Genomic DNA, 25,694 nt, shown 5'->3' with positions numbered 1-25,694 from the left:
CAAATTTAACTTCAGATATATTATACCACTCCTACATTCTGAAATATTTTTAATTTAAATTCAGGAAGTATAGAAATTAAATGTTCAGAAATATTATCCTGTATATTTTCATAACCTACTAAATTCACTTCTTTAACAAAGATATATATTTCTATAGGCAGCCCATTAATCGTAGGTTCAAGCTGTCTTACTAGAAAAGTAAACCCTTCGGTATAAACTGCTGGATTATTTTTTAGATATTCCTGAATATACAATTTGAATAGTTTAATGTTGGTTAAATCTTTCTCTTCTTTATCAAGAGTTATTTTATCTATTACATCCTTTGATATATAAGGAGATTTTTTTAGTTCTTTTAAAATAGTAGCATCACAGAAGTTAATAGTTGCCATATTAATATTAAATACTCTCTTTACCCTTCTTGCTCCTGATTCACTAATTCCTCTATAATTAGTTACATTAGAATTTAAAATACTGTAAGTAGGAACTGTAGAAATAGATTGGTCAAAATTCCTAATTGTTACTACGGAAATAGTAATTTTTTCAACTGTTCCTTCAATTTCGCCTATACGTACCCAGTCTCCAATATTAATAATTTCTTGAGTAGTTAGTTGCAAGCTTGCAAGTAATCCTAAAACGGTATCTTTGAAAACAAATGTTAAAAGAGCTGCGGCTGCACCTAAACTTGTTAAGAATGTACTAAGCGAAATATTTAATATATATGAAATAGTTACCATTGCTGCAATAACTATGACAATAATTTTTAATATTTGAAAATATAAGCTAAGCGGTGCATTTTTTGTAACGGCCTTGATCCTATTGTTATACAAATCTGCAAAAGCATCTATAAGCGTTAATAATAACATCGTCACGGATATACTAGTATATAAGATTACTATAGTATCTTTGATTCCCAGTAATACATGTGCTTTAAAAGAAGTAGGATGAAAAACATTTCCCCAACCTATAAAGTAAAGTGCTAATAAAGTGTGTAATAAATAACGAAATATAGGAGATTTTTTTAGTATCCTTTCATAATCATCATAATGATGTCTAGTTAAATAATTTTTTACAGGAATAAAAATTAATCTTTTAATTAGAAATATCACCGGTATAAGAGATACTAACATAACAAACAATAATACTAACTCAGTACTTGAGGTATGATATAAATCCATTAAATATTGCATATTTTACCTATCATTATTATTATAAAATATAAATCTTTTTTATTATTACTAAGAATTTTATTTTTATCAATAATTTTAACTCAAAAGAACTTGGTATTGCTAACCAAATATAGATACTGTCATTGCGAAGCCACGAAGTGGCTGTGGCAATCCATAAAAATAATAAAAAACCGGATTGCGTACGTACAATTACTTACGTAATTTTCCGTAACTCAGACGTTAAATGAATTAAATAACTTATTATGACATTTCCTAATATCAATCCAATTATTTTCTCTATAGGTCCCCTTGCTGTCTCTTGGTATTCTCTTTCATATGTAGTAGGAATTTTGCTAGGTTGGTTCTATGCAAACAAAATTATAGAAAAATTTAAGCCTCAAATTACTAAAAAAAATCTAGAAGATTTCATTACTTATGCCGTTATAGGCATAATAGTCGGAGGCAGGCTAGGATTTGTTTTATTATATAACCCTTCTAGATATTTTTCAAATCCAATAGATATCTTAAAAACTTATGAAGGCGGTATGTCTTTCCATGGCGGAGCTTTAGGGGTGATTATTGCTGCTTATTTATTTTGTCGAAAATATAAAGTTAATTTTTTAAGTCTCACAGATATAATAGCCCCCGTAGTACCTATCGGATTGTTTTTAGGCAGAATTGCTAATTTTATTAACGGCGAATTATACGGACGTATTACAGACTCTTCATTCGGTATAATTTTTCCAAATAGTGATTTGATGCCAAGACATCCTAGTCAATTATATGAAGCTTTTTTTGAAGGTTTAGTATTATTTTGTATCTTAGCGTATGCAACATTTAAGCACAAAACTCTTAAAAAGTGCGGTTTAAACTCAGGAATATTTTTAATATTTTACGCTCTTTTCCGAATCGCTATTGAAATATTTAGAGAACCAGACATACAAATCGGGTTTATTTTAGATAGCTTAACTATGGGACAAATCTTATCTGTACCTATGTTACTTTTAGGAAGTTATTTAATATGTCAATCGAATCCAAAATAAGACAATCAATTGAACAAAACGGCTATATTACTTGCGATGTTCTCATGCAGGAAGTATTACAATCAAATCCTACTTCCTATTATCAGCAAGTAAAATCGTTGGCTAGCGAAGGTGACTTTGTTACAGCTCCTGAAATTTCGCAGCTATTCGGTGAAATTATCGGCTTATGGTGTATCAAGGAGTGGCAAAGAATCGGTTGCCCAAAAAGTCTTAGTTTGGTTGAGCTTGGTCCCGGTCGAGGTCTATTAATGCGTGATTTACTACGCACTGCAAAATTAGTACCGGAATTTTACAAAGCTTTATCAATTGAACTAATAGAAATTAATCAAAATTTTATTGCTTATCAAAAGGCTAATTTACAAGATATTAATTTACCGATTAGCCATCGATCATTTGTAGAAGATATACCCAAAAAACCTACTATAATAATAGCTAATGAATTCTTTGATGCTATGCCGATAAAGCAATATATTAAAGTCAAGGAATTATGGTATGAAAGAATATTTGTAGTGCAACCGGTAGACGGCAGAATTAAATACGATAAAATAAGCGTTAATAAGCAATTACAAGAATATTTGCTGCGTACTCATATTGAAGCAAAAGACGGAGCAGTACTTGAAGAATCTTATAACTCAATAGAAATTATAAAATTTATAGCACAGCATCTAAAAAAACTAAGCGGCAGCTGCTTAATAATAGATTACGGCTATGATCTAGCTCCGGGTAACAGAACTAGATATCAGTATAATCCAACATTACAAGCGGTTAAAAACCATAAATATTGCCCCATCCTTGAAAATCTTGGAGAAGCTGATTTATCGGCACATGTGGATTTTTATACATTAAAAACAGTAGCTAAAAATAGTAAAATAAATGTAATAGATACAATATCGCAACGAGATTTTTTAATAGAAAACGGAATCTTATTACGCAAACAAACATTGCAAGATAAGCTTAGCAAGGAGCAAGCAGGGATAATAGAAAAACAAGTAGAGAGGCTAATATCCCCAAAACAAATGGGAACATTATTTAAAGTGCTACAAATAATGAATTAATTTAGGTTTTGAGTTTTGATTATAAAAGGACAACTTAAGTCGCCTTCTTCACATTTCAGCATGGCTTCAAATTCTTTTATACGCTCTTCGGTTTTTTCTGTAAGACACATAAGCAGTATCATTGGATATACGGAACCGCCATAAACCCCAGAACTCCGAAATTCACAATCAGCATCTCGGTACTTAATCCATAAATTTTGGGATTTTTTAAGTAAATTAACTTTTTCTTGCTCGTCTGAAATATGCTTTAATATTTCTTTATATATTTGATTTAGTTTCTTATCAACTTTCTTATATTCTTCGCCAGCACAATAATTCATATCACCTTGTGTCATGGCATTATTACAATCAACAGCAAAAGCACAAGATATCGAACTAAGAAATAGCCAACAGAAAATAATTAATTAAGAATCATACGCCATGACGTTCTGCAATTAAACTTTTTATTTTACCGATAGCTTTAGCAGGATTTAAGCCTTTCGGGCAGGTCTTAGTACAGTTCATAATCGTATGACAACGATAAAGCTTGAACGGATCTTCTAAAGCTTCAAGACGTTCGCCGGTATGATCATCCCTTGAATCGGCAATCCATCGATAAGCCTGCAATAAAATCGCAGGACCCAAATATTTATCACCGTTCCACCAATAGCTAGGACAGGAAGTAGAACAGCAAGCACATAATATACACTCATATAAACCGTCAAGCTTTTCTCGGTCTTTAATCGACTGTAACCTTTCAGAGTTTGAAGGGGTAGGGCTATCGGTTTTGAGCCAAGGTTCTATAGATTCGTATTGTGCATAAAAATGCGACATATCCGGTACTAAGTCTTTCACTACTTTCATATGAGGAAGCGGATAGATTTTGATATCGCCCGATATATCTTCTATAGGTTTTATGCAAGCTAAAGTATTTGTGCCGTCAATATTCATGGAACAACTACCACAAATTCCTTCTCGACAAGAACGTCTAAATGTTAGAGTCGAATCGATTTCATTTTTGATTTTAATTAAAGCATCTAAAACCATTGGTCCGGTTTTACTTAAATCTATCTCAAAACTGTCAATAGTAGGATTCTCATCAAGGTCAGGGTCATACCTATAAATTTTTACCTTTCTAGGTTTAAGCATTTCCTCGTGCTCTTTATGCTCTTTTCCTTTTTTTACTACTGAATTTGGCGGTAATCTTAACTCTGCCATTTAAGTACTCTCTTAAAATTTGTTTTTAGGACTATACAAAATAATTAGCTAATTCACAATCTTTCATACCATTAACAAAATCTTTGATTTTTAATTTTAGTTGAATGTTATTACCGGGATGTCTAATTGAATCTTTAGGGATTGTTTTACTTAAAGAGCCATTGCCACCTTTTCGTTGAATTACAATATAATTACCTATTATAATATTACCCTTATTTGTAAAAATAATATCATAATTTAGAGCTTTTAGAACATCTTTCATTACATATATACGCATTAGTTTTTCTTCTCTTTGATATAAAACTAATAACTCTCTTGCAGTTTCATTTGAGAATGACCATTTTACCATTTTTTCTGCAATAGGCTGAAAAATTGATAATACTTTTTCTTGCTCTTCAAGTGGAATTAAATTTGATTTAACATTTCTTGATTTACTAATTATCAAGTTTTGTAAATAATCTAAACAATTTAAGTTAAATGTTTTACAAAAATTACTTATAGATGCTCTTGTAAGCTGATTATATGCTATTGCTTGCTTATATGCTTTTATACTAACATCTAAATTATAGCTACAGCTAAAGCTCATTTTGACGTCAGCTTTTTCTGCGTATATTCCTGTATTAATAGCGTGTAAAAAATCGCCTTCTATTTTAAAAATATCTTTAATTTTATCTATTATATCAATACGTTCACTTATACTATTTTTAAAAAGGATTTCTACATTTTTACCTATATATGCGTTTCCATTATCCATTAAACTGCTCTTATTGAGTCATATATATTTGCTATTATTTGTGGAATTACTGAATTGCCTAATTGCCTATAACCTTTTAACCCATCTGCAACATAATGACCTTGAGGAAACCCCATTAAATGCTTACATTCATTAATTGATAATCTTCTAATTTTATCATTTATGTAATAAAGACCGGTTCTAGCACCGATACCGCCACCAAAAGCCGATAAAGTTATTGAATGACCATAAGGGCTGTAAATCCTTTCACCTTGCCCCCCTTTATTAACTTGACCAATTCTAATTGGTTTTAATTGCTTTTCAACCGGTGTTTTATCTAAAACAATATCATCTCTATTAATATATAAGCTTTTATCAACATCCTTTTCTAAAATATCATCAAGAAAAATCCTTTCATAAGATTCTTTTGGTTTTACGTAGTTAAGTGTATATTCGCTGCTAAAATCTTTTCGTAAGCAAACAAAATAAACTCTTTCTCTTGCTTGCGGTACTCCAAATAATGAAGCATTCAATATATTTCTATATACTTTATAGCCAATCTCATCTAATTTTTGATCTATAGTTTCAATTACACTGCCATTATTAATATTTAAAATATTTTTAACATTCTCAAGTAATAATATGTATGGTTTGTGGTATTGTGCTATTCTGATTATTTCATAAAAGAGCCTACCGTTATTATCATCTATACCAAGTCTTTTACCTGAAATACTAAAAGACTGACAAGGAAAACCGGCACATAAAATATCATGCTTAGGAATTTTATTTTCAGATATTTCAGTGATATCACCGTATGGCTTATCACCGAAATTTCTTTTGTATGCTTCTTGTACATCTTTGTCTATATCGGAAGAAAACACGCATTCTAGACCTTTCTCCTCAAGAGCTTTTCTAAAACCACCGATGCCGCAAAATAAATCTATAAACTTATACATAAAGCAAGTTATTTAACAAATTAAACTATACACTAGAATTGTCTTTTTTAGCTTTAGCTGTTTTTGTTTTCTCAGGTGATTTTTCTTTATCTATTTTTATAGTAGATGAATCATTAAAAGGAAACTTATTCTCCTCTTCTGAATCTAAAGCTCTACCGCTAAGTAAATTTTTAATTTGCTGACCGGACAATGTCTCATATTCAATTAAAGCATTAGCTAAAGTATGAAGTTGATCTATATGTTTTGTTAAAATATCTTTTGCAAATTCATATCCTTGCGTAATAATTTTTTTAACTTCGGCATCAATTAACTCGGCAGTAGCTTCCGAGGTTTCATTACTCGGTTGTCTACCATACATATCATCGCCGCTTGAACCGTGAAATATCGGTCCTATTAAATCGCTTAAACCGGCTTTTGTAACCATCGCCCTTGCAATATTAGTTGCACCTTTTATATCCGATGAAGCTCCTGAGGTAACTTTATTTCTACCGAAAATAATTTCCTCTGCTACTCTTCCCGCCATATAAACTGCTATAGATGATTCCATCTGTTCACGATTCTGAGAATATTCATCAGTTTCAGGAAGTCTTTGCACCATCCCAAGAGCATTACCGCGCGGTATAATCGTAGCTTTATGAATAGGCGATGCTGCAGGGCAATAAAGCCCAACTAAGGCATGGCCTCCTTCATGATATGCAGTTAACCTTTTTTCTTTCTCCGACATTGCAATAGAGCGACGTGCAACTCCCATCAGCACTTTATCTTTTGCCTCTTCCATATCGTGCATATCAACTTCTTTCTTACCAAGCCTTGCAGCAATAAGAGCAGCTTCATTAACTAAGTTAGCAAGTTCAGCACCGGAAAAGCCCGGGGTACCACGAGCAATAATTCGTGCTAGTACCGTACTATTATATTTAATTTTCTTTAAATGTACTTTTAGAATTTGCTCACGGCCATTTATATCAGGGTTTGCAACGGCAATTTGACGATCAAATCTACCGGGACGTAGCAATGCACGATCAAGAACATCAGGACGGTTTGTAGCTGCAATAATCACAACTCCCTCATTTGCTTCAAACCCGTCCATTTCGACTAACATTTGGTTTAATGTTTGCTCACGTTCATCATTGCCACCGCCCATACCGATACCTCTATGACGACCTACCGCATCAATTTCATCGATAAAGATAATACAAGGAGCATTACGTTTACCTTGTTCAAACATATCACGCACACGGCTTGCACCAACACCTACAAACATTTCAACAAAATCAGAGCCGGATATGCTAAAAAACGGAACATTAGCCTCACCTGCGATTGCTTTAGCAAGAAGCGTTTTACCTGTTCCAGGAGGACCAATAAGTAAGCAGCCTTTCGGTATTTTACCGCCAAGCTTTTGGAATTTACTTGGATCTCTTAAAAAATCTACTATTTCAGTTAATTCTTCTTTTGCTTCATCGATACCTGCTACATCTTTAAAGGTAATTTTTGGTCCTTTATCTGATAGCAACCTAGCTTTAGATTTTCCAAACCCCATGGCTTTCCCGCCTCCATGCATTTGACGCATGAAAAAAACCCAAACACCTATCAATAAAAGCATAGGAAACCAAGAAATTAAAAAGCCTAAAAAGGTATTCATTCTTGTTTCAAGAGGCATCACTTCAATATTAACGTCATTACTAGTAAGACGATTTACTAAATCAGGATAATCAGGAGCATAAGTGTTAAAAGTAGAGCCGTCATTTGAAGTGCCTTCAATTACTCTACCTTGAATTTTTACCGAATTAACGGTCTTTTCATCAACTCGTGTTAAAAAATCCGAGAAAGTTATATTATTTCTTCCGCCCAGTAAACCATCAGATTGGAAAACATTAAAAAGTAATATTACAAAAACAAAAAGTGCTGCCCAAGCTAAAATACTTCTACCTTGATTATTCATCGATATAAAACCTAATAAAAATTTTTATCGGTATTAGAGGCGTTGTTGCATGGATCGTTTTTTTCATCATTACGAGGAAAAACTGCAAGTTTTGACGAAGCAATCCAGTAAAAAACACTAATTTATAGCATTTTTTTAATTTTTTATGGATTGCCGCACAGCCTACAGCTGCTCGCAATGACGATTTGGTATCCATGCAACAAAGCTAAATACCGGTGTTAGCAAAAATGGGTGAAACGAGATACAAAATTTGGAGCAAAAGATACTTCAAAGTTCCACATGTCGTTATCATAATATGATATATGTGGTATTGCTATAACTTTTTCAAGTATTTTAATGATAGGTAAGGTAAATAAAATTGCATTGTGGTTTTTGCAGGATAGATTTTTCAAAGGTTCTAGATCTAATTGTTTCTTTATCATTTTATAATCTTCTAACGATAGATTAGTTACAATACAATTTGGAGTTTCTTGATTTCTTGTGATGCAAAATCTATTATCCCAAATAACGGATTTATCTAGTAATATTTTACTTTCAGGCAATTTTTTACCGAATTCCCTGTATATAAGTAACTCGTTTTGTATACGCTTAATTATACAGCCATGAAGGGTATTTTTAAAGTTTACGTCTTGAGTAATTAATTTCAGAATAGGTTCTACCGAATAAAAACGGGCTGTTCTAGATTGTCCACTAATCATTATCAGTAAAAAATTAATTAGCTGTACTTTTACCTCATTTGAAAACTTATCAAATTTAACTAAATCAAGAAAAGCAAAGCCATATTCAAAAATTTTGACTGCTTCAGCTATCGCCGATATTAATTCAGGCTTAAACTCGTTTTCTATAAGTTTGTTGGTTTTGAGTTGTTGTAAGATTATCTCGGCTTTAGACATCTTCCCAAACTTCGTTTCTAGAGGTAATTTAGACGTCAAGCCTAGACTCGCATCCTCCGTTACTTGCGTGTACGCTGCGGTGGCAAGCACTTCCGTGTCTTCTTTAAATTCCTCTCTATAAGCCGGTTTGGAAATATGTCTAATATAATCTTCGACTTTAGCTAATTTTTGCCTAATAACATTTCGTCTATATTTATCAGATGAATTTGACTCATCTTCAAACCATTTTATATTATGACTGACTAAATACTCTACTAATTCACTTTTTGGAATATTATATAGCGGTCTAATTATTTGTATATTGTTATACCAATTAATATTACTGCTACTAAGTCCAAATATACCGCTATTACGTTCTAATCTTAAACAAAAATTTTCTACGTAATCATCTTCATGGTGAGCAGTTAAAAGTACTAATATATCGAGTTCTAGACATAGATTTGTCATCAAATCATAGCGTCCTTCTCTTGCTCTTTCTTGTAAATTGGAAAAATTATTTTGATGATCAAAAGATAAACTATAATGCTTGCGATTTAGACTATTACTGATATTTTGGATATAATGGGTCTCTTGCTTCGACTGTTCCCGTAAGTTATGATCAACCGATATAACAGATAATTCTATATTATTTTTTTCTGCCCAAATATTAGCAAGATAAAGAAGTGCTACCGAATCACTCCCACCGGAGACTGCAATCGCTATTTTAGATAAGCCAAAATTATCTATTAGATTATTGATATTATACTCAAATTTTTCATATAGCATGGTTGAAAAATATTAGTATTGTTGAAAGTTATTTTTAAGGATATTGTAGTTAATTCGGTAGTATACGAATTATGTTATTCCCGCATAGGTGGGACGTTGTTGTATGGACACCGAACCGTCATTGTGAGGAGCGAAGCATTGTTGCAATCCAGAAAAATAATTAAAAAAATTCTGTAAATCAGAATTTTTAACTAGATTGCCGCACTCACTTCGTTCGTTTGCAATGACGATAGAAAAAATTTATGCTGACTCAGCTAAATCTTCTGAAGTTTCAGTCTTTTGTTCGCGTAAATAATCTTGTGCTTCTGATTCTGATCTTGCAACAATAACCGTAACTATAGCATTAAGCTCCGCATGGAGTCTTATTTCAACTGTATAAATTCCGGTAGATTTAATTTGTTTATCAAGAATAATATTTGAATGAGAGATATTATAAGATACATTTTCAGATAATTTATCGGCTATTTCTTTGTTAGTAACCGAACCGAAAAGTTTACCTTCATCTGATGTTTGACGGATAAAAACTAATTTTTGATCTTTAATAAGAGCATTAATTTTTTCTACTTCTTCTCTTATTTGCTTATCTTTTGCTTCAAATTCGTGTTTTTGTTTAACTATTAGCTCTTTATTAGGCTCAGTAGCTCTAATAGCTAATTTTTGCGGTAAAAGATAATTACGACCAAATCCGTCTGCTACTTTGAGCATGTCGCCAATTTTACCTAATTTTCTTACGGGTTTTATTAATATAATTTCCATGTATTATGCCTTTATTTAGCTTGAAATACAAAAGGTAATAACGCTAAAATTCTTGCAATTTTAATAGCATTATTTAGCTTTCTTTGTTTCTTTGCACAAACATTTGTGATCCTGCTTGGTAGCATTCTACCGCCTTCAGAGACAAATTTTATTAAAAGCTCAGGATTTTTATAATCAATAACAGGTGCGTTAGGCACAGAAAGAGGGCATCCTTTACGTCTTCTAAAAAACACTTTTTTAGCAGTTTTATCTCCTACCTTGCGAGTAGCTGTTTCACTAGCATTATTACTTTTTAACATTCTTTAACCTTAATTCTTACAAATTTAATTATTAATCGTTACATCAATTACCGGAGTATTCTCTGTACTCTGATTTTTTAATATCGGTGAAGGTTCACTACTAATTGAATCTGCTTTAATTGTAAGAAATCTAATGATATTTTCGTTAAGCTTCATTTTTCTTTCTAGCTCTTCTTTTACATTACCAGTAATATCTAGACCTAAAAAATAATAATGTCCTTTTTTGTTATTACCGATTTTGTAAGCTAAAGTTCTTAACCCCCAATATTCTTTTTTTATGATAGTGCCATTATTATCTTTAATAATTTTAGCAAAATCATCAACGATTTTATCTATATCGTTTAATGATACGTCTTGGCGTATAATAAAAACTGATTCATAAAAGCTCATGATATATAAGAATCTCCAACAAACAAACTTTAAAATAAAGCTATTTATAGCAACTAAAACTATTAAATTCAAGTATTATCTTTAAAAAAATTATTATTTCTTTGTTTCTTTTTATAAAAAGTTTGCTATAAACCCTAATAAATCAGAAAATTATTACAAAAGTTTTTAATTATTTACTAAATATTAATGGAGATTAATTCAGTGTTTGATAAGCTATTACCTGAAGTTTTAATTATAGAAGAAAAAAATAAAAAAAGTGTTAATATTTCTTTAAGTAATGATATAGAGAGAGCAGGGTTTAATATAATTAGGGCTTCAACTCTAGAAAAAGCATTAACTTATTTTTTTAGTCAGCCGCTTGCTATCATGATTATTAGTGCAGAATTACAAGAAAATATTTTAATAACAATAAATAATGTTAGAAAAATTAATAAATTTTCTAAAACACCCATAATATTTTTATTACCAAACAAACAATCAAATTTAACAGAAATAGACGATAACGTACTATTTTTTTATAAACCTTTCTTATCTGAACAAATAGTAGGTACTTTAAAGAGCTTATTGAGACGTTCTAAGTCAGTTTTACAAGATAATATTATTAAATTTAAGAATATAAATATTGATTTAAATACTGAAAAAGTATACAAAGATGGACTGAATATTCGTCTAGGTCCTACTGAGTTTAAAATTTTGCGACTTTTTTTTCAGTTTCCAAATGAAGTGTTTTCGCGTCAAGAAATAATAAAATATTTATGGGAAAGTGAAGAGACCTTTAATGAACGCCTTATAGATGTTCATATAAATAGAATTAGAGACGCCTTAGGGAAAGACAATTTAATTATTAAAACCGTTCGTTTTATCGGTTATTGTTTAAATAAGGAGAATGATTAGGCTCTGGGAAAGAGAATTAATCTATTTTTTACTGTAAATCATAAGATTTTTTTGAGATAGGAACACCTAATTACTGCAAAAATCTTATTAATTTTTGCTAAAAAATACCTAAAAATATAAATAATTTAATTCTCTTTCACAGAATCTAGAATTTTGTTGTCAAAATTTTCTTTGTATTTATGCATTAAGTATGTTAATATCTATTAATTATATTTATGTATACTATTTATTCGTTGCCAATTTATATATTTTATAACTAAAAACTGTAAATTTTATGTTAAGTAAACTAAATAAGCCTGCTTTATTTGCTTTAATATTTTATCCTATTTTTATTATATCTCTTGTAGTTAAATATTCGTTTGATTATGGGATAGGACTAACTGAAGTTATTTTTATAATTGCTAGTTATTATATTAATAATATTACCGTTGGGATTGGTTTGCATAGATTGTGGTCTCATAATGCCTATAAAATAAATAAATATGCCGAGTTTGTCTTAATTATGCTGTCTGCAGGAACATTACAAGGACCGGCTTTATCTTGGGCATCGAATCATTATAAACATCATAGATATACGGATCAAGACCAAGATCCGCATACTTCTTTAAAATTTGACAATAAATTTTTAGGCTTTATGTGGTCTCATATAGGATGGATGCTAGTCGGAAGCGGTAGCTATAAGTCTATTGATCGCATTACTTGGGCTAAGCACGGGAAAAACAATTTATTAAAATGGCAGCTAAAATATTATTGGCAAATAGCAGCTTTTATGAATATTGTCGTGCCTTTATTTATCGGTTACTTAGTAGGCGGTACTATACAATCGGCATATGCAGGATTTTTATTTATGGGACTTGGTAGATTCCTACAGCAGCAAGCAACTTTCTGTGTTAATTCTTTATGCCACTTTGCCGGTAGTAAGCAATATTACAAAGGCACGGCCGGAGATATTTGGTGGATGGCATTATTCTTACTCGGTGAAAATTGGCACAATTACCATCATGCTTTCCCTTCAGATTATCGTAACGGTGCAAAATGGTATCATTTTGACGTTCACAAATGGATAATATTTTTAATGAGCAAAATAGGTTTAGCTTCAGAACTTGAACGTACTACAAAAGTACGTATACAGGCAAAAATGCAAGAAACTTTAAGCTATCTTAGTGAAAAACAAAAGCAAAAATTGACTTTAATGCAAACTAAAATAGATCATTTATTAGAAAATCTATGCTTAAAAATTAAAGAGCTTGAAGAATCATCTATTACTATTAAAGAACAATTTAAAAAATCTTTTGTAGAAATACAAGAATCACTTAAAAATTTAGCAGAGCAAGTAAGTTCTGCAACGCAAATAACAGAAAAACCTTCGGAAAAATTACTAAAAATAGTTAATAAAAAAATTATTGATGCCGAACAATCTATTTATAAGCTGTATAATCAATTAAATACTTTAAAGGTATAGTTTATTTTGATTTCATTCTCGCTTGACATTGCCTGCGTGGACCAGTTGTCTCGTCATTGCAAGGAGGCATTGTTATGTGGATACGAGTTGTCATTGCGAGCAGACTGCGTGGCAATCTCGTTAAATATCCTGAGATTGCTTCGTTAAAACTTGCAGTTTTTCCTCGCAATGACGGAAACGGTCTACGCAACAATGATGATTTGGTATTCATGCAACAACACCACTTTTTTAGCCAATACCGGTTTCAATATTAAATGATAAAAATTTTAGGTATAGAATCAAGCTGTGACGATACAGCTGTTTCTATAATCACCGAAAATCGAGAAATCTTATCTAATATAATCATTTCACAAAATACAGAACATGCAGTTTTTAGAGGGGTAGTACCTGAAATTGCTGCACGTTCTCACTTATCGAATCTAGATAAAGCATTAAAAAATGTTTTAAAAGAGAGCAACACTAAATTAACGGAAATTAATGCAATTGCCGCAACTTCCGGTCCAGGTTTAATCGGCGGTGTTATAGTCGGCTCAATGTTTGCAAGGTCGCTAAGCAGTGCTTTAAAAAAACCATTTATTGCAATTAATCATTTAGAAGGTCATGCCTTAACCGCAAGGCTAACCGATAATATCCCTTATCCTTATTTACTCTTGTTAGCTTCGGGTGGACATTGCCAATTTGTAGCAGTTTTAGGACTCGGAAAATATAAAATTCTAGGATCTACTATAGATGATGCCGTAGGCGAAGCCTTTGACAAAGTAGCAAAAATGCTAAACTTAGCCTTTCCTGGAGGACCTGAAATTGAGAAAAGAGCAAAACTTGGCAATCCTCATAAATATAAATTTCCAAAACCTATAATTAACAGCGGTAATTGCAATATGTCCTTTTCAGGACTTAAAACTGCCGTGCGTACTTTTATAATGAGTTTACAAGAAATTAATTATAAAGACCGTCATCATTTAGAAAGTTTTAGACAAGATGAATTTAAGGAAGAGCCTGTGCAGCGTACAAAAGTACGTGAGCACAGGCGAAAGCCGCAAAATTCGCTTGAATCAAGCTTTCTAAATGATGACGTAATTAATGATATAGCAGCAAGTTTTCAATTCACTATAGGGGAAATTCTAAGTAGTAAGGTACAGGATGCTATTAGAGCATATGAACAAATAACAAATAATTTTGATAAGAAGAATATAGTTATTGCCGGCGGTGTTGCTGCTAATAAATATTTACAAGAAATATTAAGTAATTGTGCTAAAACATATGGTTATCAGCTTATTTATCCACCTATCCGTTTATGTACCGATAATGCTGCAATGATTGCATATGCAGGACTTGAGCGTTACAATAATAAGCTATTTACTCCTTTGAACTTCTGTCCAAAAGCTAGGTGGAGTTTAGAGGATATCAGTAAATAAATTTTAATATTGACACTTCTTAATTTAGTAGTATGATATGTAATTACCATGAAACATGGTAATTATCTATATAAAAAAGAGGTAAGTTTATGAGAAATAACAATTATGAAAACATATACAAAGCATTTAATTGTTTTTCAGAAGCAACCAATTCTGCCTATTCAGCCGTAAATAATTTTTTAGAACTACCTAATGTATTTAATAAATATCCTACTGTTATTTCTTTAATTTTTTCTAAAACAGCAAAATTAGACTCTAATATAACCAATATAATTAAAAACGGTGTTATTATATATGAGATATCAACAACCTTAATAGGTGCCGTAAATACTTTTTATAAAGATAAAAAACTAGTCGATAAAATATTAAAAGACGGACAGAATGCTATTAATAAGCTTATTGAAACAACAACTTATTTATCGCCAATAGTTACAGATATTACAAATTCTTACTTAGTTGATCCGTATAAAGAAGAAAAAATACTATTATTTGACTTACAAATTCCTAACTCTACTAGTAATGATTGTTATAAATTATCAGGTACTGAAAGTATAACATTAGCTGAAATTGAATGTTATTAACTCTAAATTGACCCGAATTATGGATAAATCTTCATCCATAATTCGGTAAGTAATATTTCTTTTTTATATCAAGTTATGATATCAATTTGTGAAGCATCGGATCCTAATGTATAAGTTTCCACGCTTATATCGGTATTTGTGGATACTAATTGCTCTAGGTTAGAAAGCCATAGATCAAAATTACTTTTCCATGTATTATATATGATTGGCTTGTTTTTCATACTAATACATAGGGTATGATCATCCTCGTGCTTAACATTAGTTATTTCAAATTTAGTATTTGGCAATACTACTATTTCCTTTTCTCCATCGTTTAATATAGAAGAAATATCGGCACCTACTAGAGGGGAATTCATTTCAATTTCATATTCAATATTAATTTGATGTGGTTTTAATTCATCTGACATATGATTATTAATAATACTCTGCTCAGAAGTTGTAGACATAAACCGCTCTGTAGAATATTCATTTCCTATGTTAAATATACCCACCTCTGATTTTTCTCTTGTTTCTCCACGCCAAATAGTAAGATTTTCAACTTGTCCTTGACTCCTTTGGTATTGATCATTAGTTAGTATTACTAAAGCACGTTGCATTTCATAGGATTCTTTTGTTTTATCATACAACCTCATATAGCCGGTTTCTTTGAAATCTTTCAATGCAAAAAATTCTCTAAAAGTTATACTGTTATTATCATCTAATTCTGCTTCATTGTAAGCATCCACATATTCTTCAAGTTCTACTCCATCTTGTTTTTTAATTCTTCCAGTTCATTTAAGGAGTAGATTTCTTTCAATATCTCTTCTGCTGTTTCGTAATCTATTTCATCGTCATTATACATAATGCTTCACACCTCCGTTCATTAGATTTTTATTGTATCTAACTTACTTATTTATCAAAGTTAGAAAGGTGGTTATAACAAAGTAATAGACTAGGCTCAAGAAAAAATTAGTGAAAATTATGAGTTATGCAATAATTTAGTTTTCGTACGCAGAGCTTAATCAATTATCTTTATACTTAGCTCTTCCTTTTCTCTGGCAACTGTATAGCTCCAGGGTATATTGCAACGGAAATGGTAGGAGCAGTACCTGAAGACGTACTTGCCCCAAAAAAAGACTAGGACAACCTGAAGAAATAGCTAGAGCCGTGGCATTTTTAGTTGATAAAAATGCCGGCTTTATAACAGGTGAGACTATTTCTATCAACGGCGGCCATAATATGATTTAAACAATTAACTAATATAGATTAGAATATGAAAGAGATAGTAGACCAATTAGTCTCTGAAGGAAGAGAATTTTTAAGTACAAAAGAATATGAAAAAGCACTTAATATATTTACTTTAATTAAACAATATAAAGGTTTTCTACATGCCTATTATTATTATGAAGGCGTAACTTACTTATGTTGGGGAGAGTATACTAATAATATAACTGAGCAACAAACCCTTTACTCTAAGGCAGTAAATTCATTACGACAAGCAGCTAAATATAAATCTAAGCCTAAAGATACTGATTTTTTATTAGGAAAAGCTTTTTCTAAAGTAGGTAAATTAAAGGAAGCTGGTACTGTGCTTGAAAAATATACACCTTCCCAAGAAAACGAGAAAGAATTTCAAGAAATTCTCAAAGAAATAGCTCAACAATCTAATACTAATATTAGTTTATCACAGATATTACCGAGAGAAAATGATTTATCTAATAGCCAATTAAGTAAGGTTAGTAAAAGCAACAATAATGAAGAGTTGGCGAAATCAGTAGTAATGCTAGCAAGCAGAGTAACTACACTTGAACACAAGGTTACAGACATAGAGCTAACTATTGCAGACATGAAAAAAATGTTAGCATCTGCAAATATCTCGCTTATTGCAGATATAAACAACCAAATTAAAGAATTGCAAGTCCTTAATCCTAAATTAGAAGAATATTATAAACATTTTAATATGGCTTTACACAATGTATGTATTGCTGCTAGTGCCGTAAGTAGCGGCTTAGTAGTTCCTGATTCTGGACATTTGGAACGTATAAGTGCCTCTTCTTGGGTGAAATGGGTTTGTTATCTTGGCGACATAGCAGCGTCCGGTTTTTTAAGTCCTATTGCCACTGCTTTAATAGCAGTTCTGCATGATGCCGGGGATAATATATTTAACTCTAAGGAAGAAAAAAAGCTAGTAGATGTGCTTACTAAATTTTGTAAAATGATTAATAAGCAATCTAATATGACCGTATCTATAGAACAAGATTTACAGAGATTAGCTTTATTTTTTGCTAATTTAAGGAGTGCAGAAATCAAAAAAACTAATGGGACAGATTTCAGTAATTTCTTTACGACTAAACTGCCGTTGCAAGGTAATTTTTTTCGTTATGATACTAATAATACCGACGAAATGAATAGTAATCCTATGGAAAAATTAGCACTTCAAGATGCTATTTCTTTGATTGGTTATATGTATCATAATGCAGAGAATATATTAAAGAATTCTAAATCATTGTTAAACCAAATTATAACTACTGCAAAAGAGGGATTAAGTACATCATGGGAGGAGATAAGAAAAACTACTCCCGGTACTGTAGAAAATGATTTATGGCAAATGGAAAAGCAAATACCTGAATCTGAAATAATAACTGAGAAAGTAAAAAGCGGACAATTGAAAAGTGTAGATATATCTTACTTTTCACTTGATCTTTCAAAACCGCTTTTTCAAAAACTGGTGATTTCTTCAACGGGTATTAGAAGAGGAATTGAATATTTTTTTAATAAAAATTTTACTGATAAATTTACTGAAGAAGAACAAGGTTGTTTTGCCTTATTCTTGGCATATAAAATATTTAGATATGGTAATGAGAAATGTCTCGCATATTTTGGCGAGCAACAGAGCCCGAGCTAATTACAAAAATTTTCAATGATTATCCTCATTTATTTTTTAGGAGAGAGGCAATTAACACATGTATTAAAAATGAAGATGATAGACAAAAAGCACTAGATGCAATAAAATTAACATCATCGGATAAATTTTTTATAGGCTGCTTTGACAAAGTATTCTCTAAGGTAGATGTTGTTGTAGACCTTAGAGTCGCAGAAGAATCTAAACCCGTACCTGCACCTGAAGTTGTACTTGACTTATTAACGCTACCTTTAAATATGGATGAAAATTATGATGTACTACCAATAGGTATTGTAGAAGATAACACCACTAAACTTTAAAAATAGACTTCTTCAGAAACGAGGATTTAGGGAGGAATTTGAAGAAGACACGATAGCACTGAACCGCAGCGTACACTTTAGTACGTGAGGATTCGAGTACCGGATCATTGTCCCAATTACCCCTAGAAGTAGAGTTTCTGAAGAGGTCTAATGACTAGCATATACCACATTCTTGACAATGTTCCTGCTATTTATAAGCAGGACATGGAAATAGAGTATGAGCATTTGGCGATGCAATTAATCAAATCCGGTAAATTACGGATAGATACCGATGATTGCTGCAATTTTGCAAGATTTACCGAACCTGCTCTTAATATCAGTTTGATGGTTAGTAAAGAAGAGCTAACAAGCCCGCATTTAATTCCTGAAACTACCAAGCTTTTTCAAAATTTATACAGAAACTCTGCTTCAGATCAGAAAATAAAATCAATCTTTGATAACTTAAAAAAACAAATACACAAGCTACAGCCGGTTAAGAAAGAAGTAACCGAAATGCTAGCACGTATTTTTGTTCAGTCGGCTCATCCGATCGTAATAAGATGGCTTCTTCTTAATAAGACGGAAGTATTTCTCACCTATTCACATAATATAGGCGATATGATGGATATGGTTAGCTGGCAACGAGTAGGCGGTAATAGCGGTATGCAAAGCACTAACGGCAAGGACGTAGCTATTTTTGTTTCATGCGGCGGTAATCCTTTTGCTGAAAACAATAAAGATCATCCGACTTACGGCAACGGCTTTGCTGCGGTAGCAAGGCTTCAGATTATCGCAGCCCAAGAGCTAGGGCATTTTGCCGATATAAAAAGAGATGATAGAGGTCGGCAAATAACTCGCCATTCGGCTAATTTTTCCGGTACTAAAGCTACCGATAAAGTACGAATTGCTAGAAAAAATGATATCATACATTGTCATAATTTGCTGGGTAAGCTCCTTAAAGCAGGTATGAAAAAGCAATTAGATTATGAAACGAAACTTAAATTTTATAATGCAAATAAGGTTAGCGGCTTAAAAGTTTATGCTATAAAATTCATGATTTTTATATATAAATTTCGTCTTTTAAATTATAGCAGTAGGAATAACCTAATATTTGTAAAAAAATTTAAAACCGATAAATATATGGCATTAATGATTGAGGCTATGTTTAAAGATATGCAAGCTAATTTATCGCCAAATGCTGAAGTGTATAAAAATAAAAACCCTGAAATTGAAGAAGCTGTAGCCTGTATTGAGGCACTCGCTAGAGTACCACAACAAGCCGTAAAATGGGGATATTTAACTACCAAAGAAACTATGCGTGACCTTTATAAAATATATTATAACGAGGTTATACCTTCTTTAATTACTAGTTATAATGCTGTCACCGGTGAAAATTATAAACGTGATTTTAAAAAATCAAAAAGCAGCTTCTTTTCTAAAACCAATATCTTCAGGAATAAGAAGCTAGTATTAAAACCAGTTAGAGAATTGTAAGTATACTGATGTGAAATGAAAAGTAGTATACGAAGGTCAACTTCAAAAAGAGCAAGGAATTCACAAAGCGAGAAGCGGAGCGTATACTTAATACGTGAGTACCGCAGCTCTTGTAGAATGACATAGCCAATTTTTGAAGTTGACCTAGTATATATTGCTTTTTTAAGAATTTAGTATTATATTTAATATAAAATTATATATAAAAAATGATATGACAAGCTTATCTATTACTCTACCCGATAATATAGCTAAAGCTAGTAATGAAATTGCTAAAAAGCTAGGATTATCTAGAACAGCATTTATTCGTCAAGCCATTATACATGAACTCAATAATCTTCAGTCTCAATTTGAACAAGACGATATTATAAAAAGCTTTAATGCAATGAAAAAATCTAAAAAATATCTAGAAGAAATGACAGAAATCACTGAAAACTTAAATTCAGAATTACTAAAAGAAAAGGAAAAATGGTGGAGCAAAAAGAAATATTAACACGGGGCGGTATTTATTTGGCTAGGCTTGATCCTGCTAAAATAAATGAAGTTGGAAAAATACGTCCCGTAATAATATTAAATTCACAAACAATATTAGATTCTATTCCTCCTATAATTTTTATTTGTCCTCTTGCAGCCAATCACAACCGGAATTTAGCAATCTTCATTTTGAACTAGATGTACGAGATAATTTAGAGGTAAAAAGTTATGCACTAATAGAACATTGCAGGTCAATAAGCATAACAAGAATTATCTATCCAAGATTAGCACAGGCTACTTCTTATGAAGTAAATCGTATTTTACGTATTCTACAACAATTGGTTGGTGTATAAAACTATGGTATCGAACAATTTTTTTTAATGTCATTTCTGCAAAAGCAGAAATCTAGAAAAATAACTTCAATATTGATATAGAAGTTACATATTTTGATAAAATAAACAGATAAAAAACAAGTTTTTTATCTGCTTTATTAGATTCTCACCATTGTTGCGTGGGTCAATTTCACCTCTGTCATCCCATGGCTTGACCACGGGATCCAGTTAAAATACTAAAATTATTAGTATTTGTTTATTATTTTTATGGACCTAGTTAGCAAGCGAACTAGGTGACACAGTGGGTTTTACCGGTCCGTGCAACAATCCCGGACAAGCCACGATATGACACTAATGCTATTAGAACAATATCTTTAACTTTAATGAACCTTGATGGCTAGTATATTTGCTGCGTAAATTACAGTTATACGTTGCAAGTAGCTCAATATTCTTATGAGCCGTAAGTAAACTTGCACCTACATTATAGCCGACTTTCGGCGTGCTACTACTTGTAGTGTTCTCAAAGTAATTATCTGCCCAAATAAATCTAGCTTTCACTTTAGGTTGCTTATTGCTAAAGCTATTTTCTACGGAAGCATGCAATCCCGGTACTATTTGAGTATCGTTTGATAATCTCTTAGGAGCGGTTAATTTTATGCCTGCAATCCCTGTAGTTAAGTTACCGGATTTACCTGCAACATACATATTATTCACGCCTGTACCGCTTTCAGTATAAGCATTATCTTTATATGTATTATACCTAATACCGATATTAGGCATTAAATTTATACCGTCAACAGCAGAGAATTGATAACCGACATTACCCTCAAAACCGTAAGCTTTGCTTGTATATTTACCGCTAGCCGTTTTATAGCTATTAGGTCCGACCGGTCTTAAATCCTTCTTATTGATTTTACTGTTACTTGCTGAAAATATTTCTTGTAATATAAGACCATTACTAAATTGTTGCTGACCGTATAGAGAAATAATATCGCTTTCTGCTGATAATTTATCACCGGTACTTGACCCTTTAAACTTAAAGTCAGAGTTCATACGGCTATATGCAAGACCTACAAGACTATTTTCCCCGATGTAAAGATCACCACCGATAGTACCGCCTGATACCGTGCCTTTATAGCTAGGATTACCTTTATATGCGTTTTGATTACTTGAACCGAAAGTACCTGCAACCCATAATCCTTTTTTAGTAATTATAGGGGTTTCTTCATCACCTGCCGCAACAGCTACCATAGTACCACCTGATAGGTGATTATTAATATTAGCAGTTACTGCTTCAGCCGTAACATTTGCTACACTAACCGATCTTGTTCCTTGCTCGGTTAAATGCTCTACTACTTTTTTTGCATTATCAGGTGCAACTTGAGCTAAGTTTGCTACGAATAATAAAGATTGCTCTTGTTTTGTTTTACTCACTACAACAGTATCATCATTAGCTACTTTAGCCACTTCTTTAAGCTCAGCTTTATTATTTACTAATTCCTTAGCAAGCTCTACTGCATGCTTTTCAGGATTCTGCATAACAAACGCAGATTTCTCTTTGATTACTTCTTTTTGTGCTTCCGTTACAAAAGTATTTTCCGCATGGGCAACGATAGTATTATTGATTGCCTCAGCTAGTTTTTGCGGCTCAGGTTTGTTAACATATTCCCTTATTTCGTTAGCTTGACGTTGCTGATTCTCGGCTTGCAGTCTTTGCTCTTCTATTCTTCTGTTATTTTCTTCGGCTATTGCTCTTTCGTTATCTTCACGTTGAACTTGTTGTTGCTGGTTCTGTTCAACTTGCTGCTGCTGGTTCTGCTGAACTTGTTGCGGTTGTTGCTGCTGATTATTCTGCTGCTGATTCTGTTGAACTTGCTGTTGCTGTTGCTGATTATTCTGCTGCTGGTTCTGTTCAACTTGCTGCTGCTGTTGCTGCACTTGAGCTCCTCCAAGTCCTGGTAAAATTAAAGTAGCTGTACCCACATCATAACGAGAACCCACAGGAGGGAATACAACTCCTCCAACGTTTATGTGTAAAACAGCTAATGCTGCTGCTTCATTAGCAGGAGGTGCTCCGTTAATATTAAAAGTAATATTTGTGCCTGCATTATTTACAGTCGGGGCATGATTTTGAAAAACCACTCTATTTCCGGCTGAATTTATTCTAATATTATTAGACAATTCTACATTACCGGTAAAAATTAAGTCATATCTAAGGTCAAATGTCGAGCCATTAATATTAGCATTTCCATCAATTGTAATAGGATTAGTATGAATATTATAAGTTCCCGCATCAAATTCAGTTCGTGCTGCATGTATATTCTTATGCAAATTATGAGGATGGTTACCTGTAAATACTAATTTTTCAATCCTTTTATTTAATGCACCGACGCCGTAAATATTAGGAGTATTTACATAAGTTACTTCACCCACATTAATTTTAGAGGTAGTTATATCGCCGGTAAAATCTTTATGGAATTTTACTTTACCGTAATTCGTAAATTCTAAATTACCTATATGTACTCCTCCATTACGACGTTGCATATCAAGCTTTTCGTGAAACTCAACATCATTAGCTGCTACTTTAATGTTCTTAGCATATACATCACTTTTAAATTCAGTTTTCTTACCTCTAGCAATATCTATTTCAGCAACTCTTTCATCTATTCCCCCTATATCATTATAAAAAGTTATAGCATTCTTTGTATTACTTTTTATTTGAATTCTACCGGTGTCATCATTCATATTTCCAAAAAGATCGGTTGCAATGCCTGTCCTTACTGTAATATTTTGTTTAGAAGCGTCTATAATTAATTTTGAATTTGCTTTTAACTCAATATCTGAAGCATAAATATCAGATTTTAATGTAACTGTTTTATTATCTTCTATAAGTAGTCCCGTAATACTATGATTTTGGCCACCGCTAAACCCTATAGTTTTGTTAAAAACAGTATCATTCTTTGCTTCTATATACCCGGCATTATTAGTCCGAGCATATATTTCAGCATCCACCGTAATAGGATTTTGAAAAACTATTTTACTCTGACCACCGCCTAATATAATGGAATCAACAGCACTAATATCATTACCGTTAATAATTAATGTAGCATTGTTTGCCCCCTGTCCCACTACTCCTACTTCTCGAAGCTCAAGCTGTATTGTTGCATTTGCATTACCATATGCTAATGGTCGACTAGAGCATCTCTACCGGCATTTCTATAGAGAACGCCATTATCATTAATAATATTGTTTATACTCACTGCACGATCTACTCCAATATAAGGAGCAATTGCAATATTGCTTCTATAACCAAAGTTATTAATATCTCCTAAATTAATATCGTTATTAATCTCAATATTATGTGGACCTGATAAAATAATGTTATCGCCACCTCGTGGATTATATAAGTTACCATTATTACTACGCCAAAGATTTATATTTGCAGTAAAAGCAGTATTACGGTTTAAAGGTAAAGGATCATGTATGTTAGGAACAGGCACAGTATTCGCCGCTGAGCTTTCCATGCTTACAAGTAATCCGATACTACTGGTTGCTAGTAAAAGTTTATTTAAAAAAGTTTTTTTCATATTAGTCATAATTTCCCCTATAACTTGTTGTTTTAATGATTTTACCACTTAACTTATCGGTCATTATACACTATTTATTTACGACGCACAATAATTAATTAATAAATTTACTATTGGTTAATATTTATTAATTAATTACGATAGAGTGATTTATGAAATTTAAGGGAAATAGTCTGGTTTAATGAAAGGTAGAGGTTATGGTGTTTGTTTGGTGGACGATTGTTATTGTGAGTAGGTATAACGAATCGTCATTGCGAGAAGAATTACATAGTAATTCGACGAAGCAATCTCAGGACATTTAACGAGATTGCCGCACTCCCACGGTCGCTCGCAATGACGATTTGGTATCCGTGCAATAACGTTAAAATAACAGCTTACTCATCATCTATATTAGAAAGCTCATCTTGTAATTCTTGAGAAAATACATCCTCATCATCGTTAGAATCATTCGATTTCTTAAGGGAGTTTTTGAAATTATTTAAGTCTTTATTTTCAAATATTTCAATAGATTTTAAAGTCTCGTTTGGAATTATAACTATAATATTTTTACTTAATTCATCTAAATAATCAGTGGTGACGGAAACTTTCAGCACTCCTCCATATTTGCTCTGTTTGCTACTTACTACAAAATCTTTTAAAGATTTACTTTTAAAATAGTTTTCAGAAGTAAAAATCATTGTTATAAAAAATAGTACTAACGAGATAGTAGTACCTACGGCAAATCCCGCTAATAGCCCTAAGAATCTGTCGATAAAACCGTTTCTCATAAAGGAAATTATAGCAAGAAATTTATAAACTATAAAAACACATAAAATTAAAGAAATAACATAAGATATAACACCGGCAATAATTATTCTTATAACCTCATTATCCATATATTTCCCGATTAGCTCAGAAATATACGGATATAAGAAATATCCTAACATTATAGAAGTAATAAAACCGAGTATTCTAGTTGAAAACCCGATTATGCCTTGATATAAGCCGAAAAATGAGAAAAGAGTAATAATAGCAAAAATAGTAATATCAAAAAATGTGATCATTATTGTTAACTTCTATTGAATAATTGGATTTAAATCTTATATA

The 25,694-nt window shown here is 31.9% G+C and carries 24 protein-coding genes and 4 pseudogenes; 14 read left to right on the top strand and 14 right to left on the bottom strand.

What is annotated here, in order from left to right; translation table 11 throughout:
• Positions 1-20: 20 nt before the first annotated feature.
• On the bottom strand, positions 21-1,187 hold the full coding sequence (locus H6P87_RS00375) for a mechanosensitive ion channel family protein (RefSeq protein WP_202069579.1): 1,167 nt from the start codon (positions 1,185-1,187) through the stop codon (positions 21-23).
• Between the two features lie 242 nt (positions 1,188-1,429).
• Between H6P87_RS00375 and lgt the strand changes: the two genes are divergently transcribed.
• Complete coding sequence (lgt, locus tag H6P87_RS00370; RefSeq protein ID WP_202069578.1) at positions 1,430-2,209, top strand: prolipoprotein diacylglyceryl transferase; 780 nt, start codon at positions 1,430-1,432, stop codon at positions 2,207-2,209.
• A complete protein-coding gene (locus tag H6P87_RS00365; protein ID WP_202069577.1) occupies positions 2,188-3,264 on the top strand; it encodes a class I SAM-dependent methyltransferase in 1,077 nt (358 codons plus the stop codon). The genes lgt and H6P87_RS00365 overlap by 22 nt, the downstream gene beginning before the upstream one ends.
• Here H6P87_RS00365 and H6P87_RS00360 read toward each other — a convergent pair.
• The 9 genes from H6P87_RS00360 to rpsF all read right to left on the bottom strand — a co-directional run bounded on the left by H6P87_RS00360 (position 3,261) and on the right by rpsF (position 11,192).
• Positions 3,261-3,599 (bottom strand): lysozyme inhibitor LprI family protein, encoded by a 339-nt coding sequence (locus tag H6P87_RS00360; protein WP_202069576.1) that lies wholly within the window; start codon positions 3,597-3,599, stop codon positions 3,261-3,263. The genes H6P87_RS00365 and H6P87_RS00360 overlap by 4 nt on opposite strands.
• 76 nt (positions 3,600-3,675) lie before the next feature.
• Complete coding sequence (locus H6P87_RS00355) at positions 3,676-4,461, bottom strand: succinate dehydrogenase iron-sulfur subunit (RefSeq protein ID WP_202069575.1); 786 nt, start codon at positions 4,459-4,461, stop codon at positions 3,676-3,678.
• A gap of 31 nt (positions 4,462-4,492) precedes the next feature.
• Positions 4,493-5,215: a PDDEXK family nuclease gene (locus tag H6P87_RS00350; protein WP_202069574.1), complete on the bottom strand. Its 723-nt coding sequence runs from the start codon at positions 5,213-5,215 to the stop codon at positions 4,493-4,495.
• Positions 5,215-6,150, bottom strand: coding sequence for a DNA cytosine methyltransferase (locus H6P87_RS00345; protein WP_202069573.1), 936 nt, complete (start codon positions 6,148-6,150; stop codon positions 5,215-5,217). The genes H6P87_RS00350 and H6P87_RS00345 overlap by 1 nt, the downstream gene beginning before the upstream one ends.
• Positions 6,151-6,175: 25 nt before the next feature.
• On the bottom strand, positions 6,176-8,089 hold the full coding sequence (gene ftsH / locus H6P87_RS00340) for an ATP-dependent zinc metalloprotease FtsH (protein WP_202069572.1): 1,914 nt from the start codon (positions 8,087-8,089) through the stop codon (positions 6,176-6,178).
• Between the two features lie 218 nt (positions 8,090-8,307).
• Positions 8,308-9,747 carry a tRNA lysidine(34) synthetase TilS gene (gene tilS, locus H6P87_RS00335; protein ID WP_202069571.1) on the bottom strand — a complete coding sequence of 480 codons (1,440 nt, stop codon included), beginning with the start codon at positions 9,745-9,747 and terminating at the stop codon, positions 8,308-8,310.
• Between the two features lie 240 nt (positions 9,748-9,987).
• Positions 9,988-10,503, bottom strand: a complete 516-nt coding sequence (rplI, locus tag H6P87_RS00330; RefSeq protein WP_202069570.1) for a 50S ribosomal protein L9 — start codon at positions 10,501-10,503, stop codon at positions 9,988-9,990.
• 11 nt (positions 10,504-10,514) lie between these two features.
• Complete coding sequence (gene rpsR, locus H6P87_RS00325) at positions 10,515-10,802, bottom strand: 30S ribosomal protein S18 (protein WP_010420625.1); 288 nt, start codon at positions 10,800-10,802, stop codon at positions 10,515-10,517.
• Between the two features lie 24 nt (positions 10,803-10,826).
• Positions 10,827-11,192: a 30S ribosomal protein S6 gene (rpsF, locus tag H6P87_RS00320; protein ID WP_037214204.1), complete on the bottom strand. Its 366-nt coding sequence runs from the start codon at positions 11,190-11,192 to the stop codon at positions 10,827-10,829.
• A 201-nt stretch (positions 11,193-11,393) separates the two neighbouring features.
• Here rpsF and H6P87_RS00315 point away from each other — a divergent pair, with 201 nt between their 5' ends.
• The 4 genes from H6P87_RS00315 to H6P87_RS00300 all read left to right on the top strand — a co-directional run bounded on the left by H6P87_RS00315 (position 11,394) and on the right by H6P87_RS00300 (position 15,544).
• On the top strand, positions 11,394-12,086 hold the full coding sequence (locus H6P87_RS00315; RefSeq protein ID WP_246437943.1) for a winged helix-turn-helix domain-containing protein: 693 nt from the start codon (positions 11,394-11,396) through the stop codon (positions 12,084-12,086).
• A gap of 274 nt (positions 12,087-12,360) precedes the next feature.
• The gene (locus tag H6P87_RS00310; protein WP_202069569.1) at positions 12,361-13,548 is read left to right on the top strand and encodes a fatty acid desaturase; all 1,188 of its coding nucleotides are present in this window, start codon (positions 12,361-12,363) and stop codon (positions 13,546-13,548) included.
• A gap of 254 nt (positions 13,549-13,802) precedes the next feature.
• The gene (tsaD, locus tag H6P87_RS00305) at positions 13,803-14,963 is read left to right on the top strand and encodes a tRNA (adenosine(37)-N6)-threonylcarbamoyltransferase complex transferase subunit TsaD (RefSeq protein WP_202069568.1); all 1,161 of its coding nucleotides are present in this window, start codon (positions 13,803-13,805) and stop codon (positions 14,961-14,963) included.
• A gap of 89 nt (positions 14,964-15,052) precedes the next feature.
• The gene (locus H6P87_RS00300; RefSeq protein ID WP_202069567.1) at positions 15,053-15,544 is read left to right on the top strand and encodes a DUF5424 family protein; all 492 of its coding nucleotides are present in this window, start codon (positions 15,053-15,055) and stop codon (positions 15,542-15,544) included.
• A gap of 68 nt (positions 15,545-15,612) precedes the next feature.
• On the opposite strand, the gene H6P87_RS00295 is transcribed toward H6P87_RS00300, so the two are convergent.
• Positions 15,613-16,269 (bottom strand): hypothetical protein, encoded by a 657-nt coding sequence (locus H6P87_RS00295; RefSeq protein ID WP_202070177.1) that lies wholly within the window; start codon positions 16,267-16,269, stop codon positions 15,613-15,615.
• 314 nt (positions 16,270-16,583) lie between these two features.
• Here H6P87_RS00295 and H6P87_RS00290 point away from each other — a divergent pair.
• The 8 genes and pseudogenes from H6P87_RS00290 to H6P87_RS00260 all read left to right on the top strand — a co-directional run.
• Positions 16,584-16,771 (top strand): annotated as a pseudogene (locus H6P87_RS00290) (SDR family oxidoreductase); the annotation flags it as partial.
• A 199-nt stretch (positions 16,772-16,970) separates the two neighbouring features.
• Positions 16,971-17,178, top strand: a pseudogene (locus H6P87_RS07195) (hypothetical protein).
• A gap of 1,025 nt (positions 17,179-18,203) precedes the next feature.
• A pseudogene (locus H6P87_RS00280) lies at positions 18,204-18,745 on the top strand (hypothetical protein).
• Positions 18,726-18,897: pseudogene (locus H6P87_RS07445) on the top strand (palindromic element RPE1 domain-containing protein); the annotation flags it as partial. The pseudogenes H6P87_RS00280 and H6P87_RS07445, both read left to right, overlap by 20 nt.
• Positions 18,896-20,218, top strand: coding sequence for a DUF2748 family protein (locus H6P87_RS00270; RefSeq protein ID WP_202069566.1), 1,323 nt, complete (start codon positions 18,896-18,898; stop codon positions 20,216-20,218). The pseudogene H6P87_RS07445 and the gene H6P87_RS00270, both read left to right, overlap by 2 nt.
• Before the next feature lie 211 nt (positions 20,219-20,429).
• Positions 20,430-20,708: a ribbon-helix-helix domain-containing protein gene (locus H6P87_RS00265; RefSeq protein WP_202069565.1), complete on the top strand. Its 279-nt coding sequence runs from the start codon at positions 20,430-20,432 to the stop codon at positions 20,706-20,708.
• Positions 20,684-20,887 (top strand): type II toxin-antitoxin system PemK/MazF family toxin, encoded by a 204-nt coding sequence (locus H6P87_RS07440; protein WP_202069564.1) that lies wholly within the window; start codon positions 20,684-20,686, stop codon positions 20,885-20,887. The genes H6P87_RS00265 and H6P87_RS07440 overlap by 25 nt, the downstream gene beginning before the upstream one ends.
• Positions 20,833-21,042: a hypothetical protein gene (locus H6P87_RS00260; RefSeq protein WP_202069563.1), complete on the top strand. Its 210-nt coding sequence runs from the start codon at positions 20,833-20,835 to the stop codon at positions 21,040-21,042. Before H6P87_RS07440 ends, H6P87_RS00260 begins: the two co-directional genes overlap by 55 nt.
• A 339-nt stretch (positions 21,043-21,381) precedes the next feature.
• On the opposite strand, the gene H6P87_RS00255 is transcribed toward H6P87_RS00260, so the two are convergent.
• The 3 genes from H6P87_RS00255 to H6P87_RS00245 all read right to left on the bottom strand — a co-directional run bounded on the left by H6P87_RS00255 (position 21,382) and on the right by H6P87_RS00245 (position 25,651).
• Entirely contained in the window at positions 21,382-22,560 is a 1,179-nt protein-coding gene (locus H6P87_RS00255; RefSeq protein WP_246438136.1) for an autotransporter outer membrane beta-barrel domain-containing protein, read from the bottom strand.
• A gap of 1,643 nt (positions 22,561-24,203) precedes the next feature.
• Complete coding sequence (locus tag H6P87_RS00250; protein ID WP_202069562.1) at positions 24,204-24,656, bottom strand: hypothetical protein; 453 nt, start codon at positions 24,654-24,656, stop codon at positions 24,204-24,206.
• Positions 24,657-24,982: 326 nt separating this feature from the next.
• Positions 24,983-25,651, bottom strand: coding sequence for a CvpA family protein (locus H6P87_RS00245; protein ID WP_202069561.1), 669 nt, complete (start codon positions 25,649-25,651; stop codon positions 24,983-24,985).
• Positions 25,652-25,694 lie beyond the last annotated feature (43 nt).

Origin of the sequence: Rickettsia tillamookensis (assembly GCF_016743795.2) — a bacterium.
GTDB lineage: Bacteria > Pseudomonadota > Alphaproteobacteria > Rickettsiales > Rickettsiaceae > Rickettsia > Rickettsia tillamookensis.
The sequence above is the reverse complement of the archived record's forward strand: the minus strand, read 5'-3'. Positions and strand labels throughout refer to the sequence as shown.

What these genes read in the sequence shown, in the direction of transcription:
- H6P87_RS00375 (WP_202069579.1), bottom strand. Translation starts at nt 1,187, where the DNA reads ATGCAATATTTAATGGATTTATATCATACCTCAAGTACTGAGTTAGTA.
- lgt (WP_202069578.1), top strand. Translation starts at nt 1,430, where the DNA reads ATGACATTTCCTAATATCAATCCAATTATTTTCTCTATAGGTCCCCTT.
- H6P87_RS00365 (WP_202069577.1), top strand. Translation starts at nt 2,188, where the DNA reads ATGTCAATCGAATCCAAAATAAGACAATCAATTGAACAAAACGGCTAT.
- H6P87_RS00360 (WP_202069576.1), bottom strand. Translation starts at nt 3,599, where the DNA reads ATGACACAAGGTGATATGAATTATTGTGCTGGCGAAGAATATAAGAAA.
- H6P87_RS00355 (WP_202069575.1), bottom strand. Translation starts at nt 4,461, where the DNA reads ATGGCAGAGTTAAGATTACCGCCAAATTCAGTAGTAAAAAAAGGAAAA.
- H6P87_RS00350 (WP_202069574.1), bottom strand. Translation starts at nt 5,215, where the DNA reads ATGGATAATGGAAACGCATATATAGGTAAAAATGTAGAAATCCTTTTT.
- H6P87_RS00345 (WP_202069573.1), bottom strand. Translation starts at nt 6,150, where the DNA reads ATGTATAAGTTTATAGATTTATTTTGCGGCATCGGTGGTTTTAGAAAA.
- ftsH (WP_202069572.1), bottom strand. Translation starts at nt 8,089, where the DNA reads ATGAATAATCAAGGTAGAAGTATTTTAGCTTGGGCAGCACTTTTTGTT.
- tilS (WP_202069571.1), bottom strand. Translation starts at nt 9,747, where the DNA reads ATGCTATATGAAAAATTTGAGTATAATATCAATAATCTAATAGATAAT.
- rplI (WP_202069570.1), bottom strand. Translation starts at nt 10,503, where the DNA reads ATGGAAATTATATTAATAAAACCCGTAAGAAAATTAGGTAAAATTGGC.
- rpsR (WP_010420625.1), bottom strand. Translation starts at nt 10,802, where the DNA reads ATGTTAAAAAGTAATAATGCTAGTGAAACAGCTACTCGCAAGGTAGGA.
- rpsF (WP_037214204.1), bottom strand. Translation starts at nt 11,192, where the DNA reads ATGAGCTTTTATGAATCAGTTTTTATTATACGCCAAGACGTATCATTA.
- H6P87_RS00310 (WP_202069569.1), top strand. Translation starts at nt 12,361, where the DNA reads ATGTTAAGTAAACTAAATAAGCCTGCTTTATTTGCTTTAATATTTTAT.
- tsaD (WP_202069568.1), top strand. Translation starts at nt 13,803, where the DNA reads ATGATAAAAATTTTAGGTATAGAATCAAGCTGTGACGATACAGCTGTT.
- H6P87_RS00300 (WP_202069567.1), top strand. Translation starts at nt 15,053, where the DNA reads ATGAGAAATAACAATTATGAAAACATATACAAAGCATTTAATTGTTTT.
- H6P87_RS00270 (WP_202069566.1), top strand. Translation starts at nt 18,896, where the DNA reads ATGACTAGCATATACCACATTCTTGACAATGTTCCTGCTATTTATAAG.
- H6P87_RS00265 (WP_202069565.1), top strand. Translation starts at nt 20,430, where the DNA reads ATGACAAGCTTATCTATTACTCTACCCGATAATATAGCTAAAGCTAGT.
- H6P87_RS07440 (WP_202069564.1), top strand. Translation starts at nt 20,684, where the DNA reads ATGGTGGAGCAAAAAGAAATATTAACACGGGGCGGTATTTATTTGGCT.
- H6P87_RS00255 (WP_246438136.1), bottom strand. Translation starts at nt 22,560, where the DNA reads ATGCAGAATCCTGAAAAGCATGCAGTAGAGCTTGCTAAGGAATTAGTA.
- H6P87_RS00245 (WP_202069561.1), bottom strand. Translation starts at nt 25,651, where the DNA reads ATGATCACATTTTTTGATATTACTATTTTTGCTATTATTACTCTTTTC.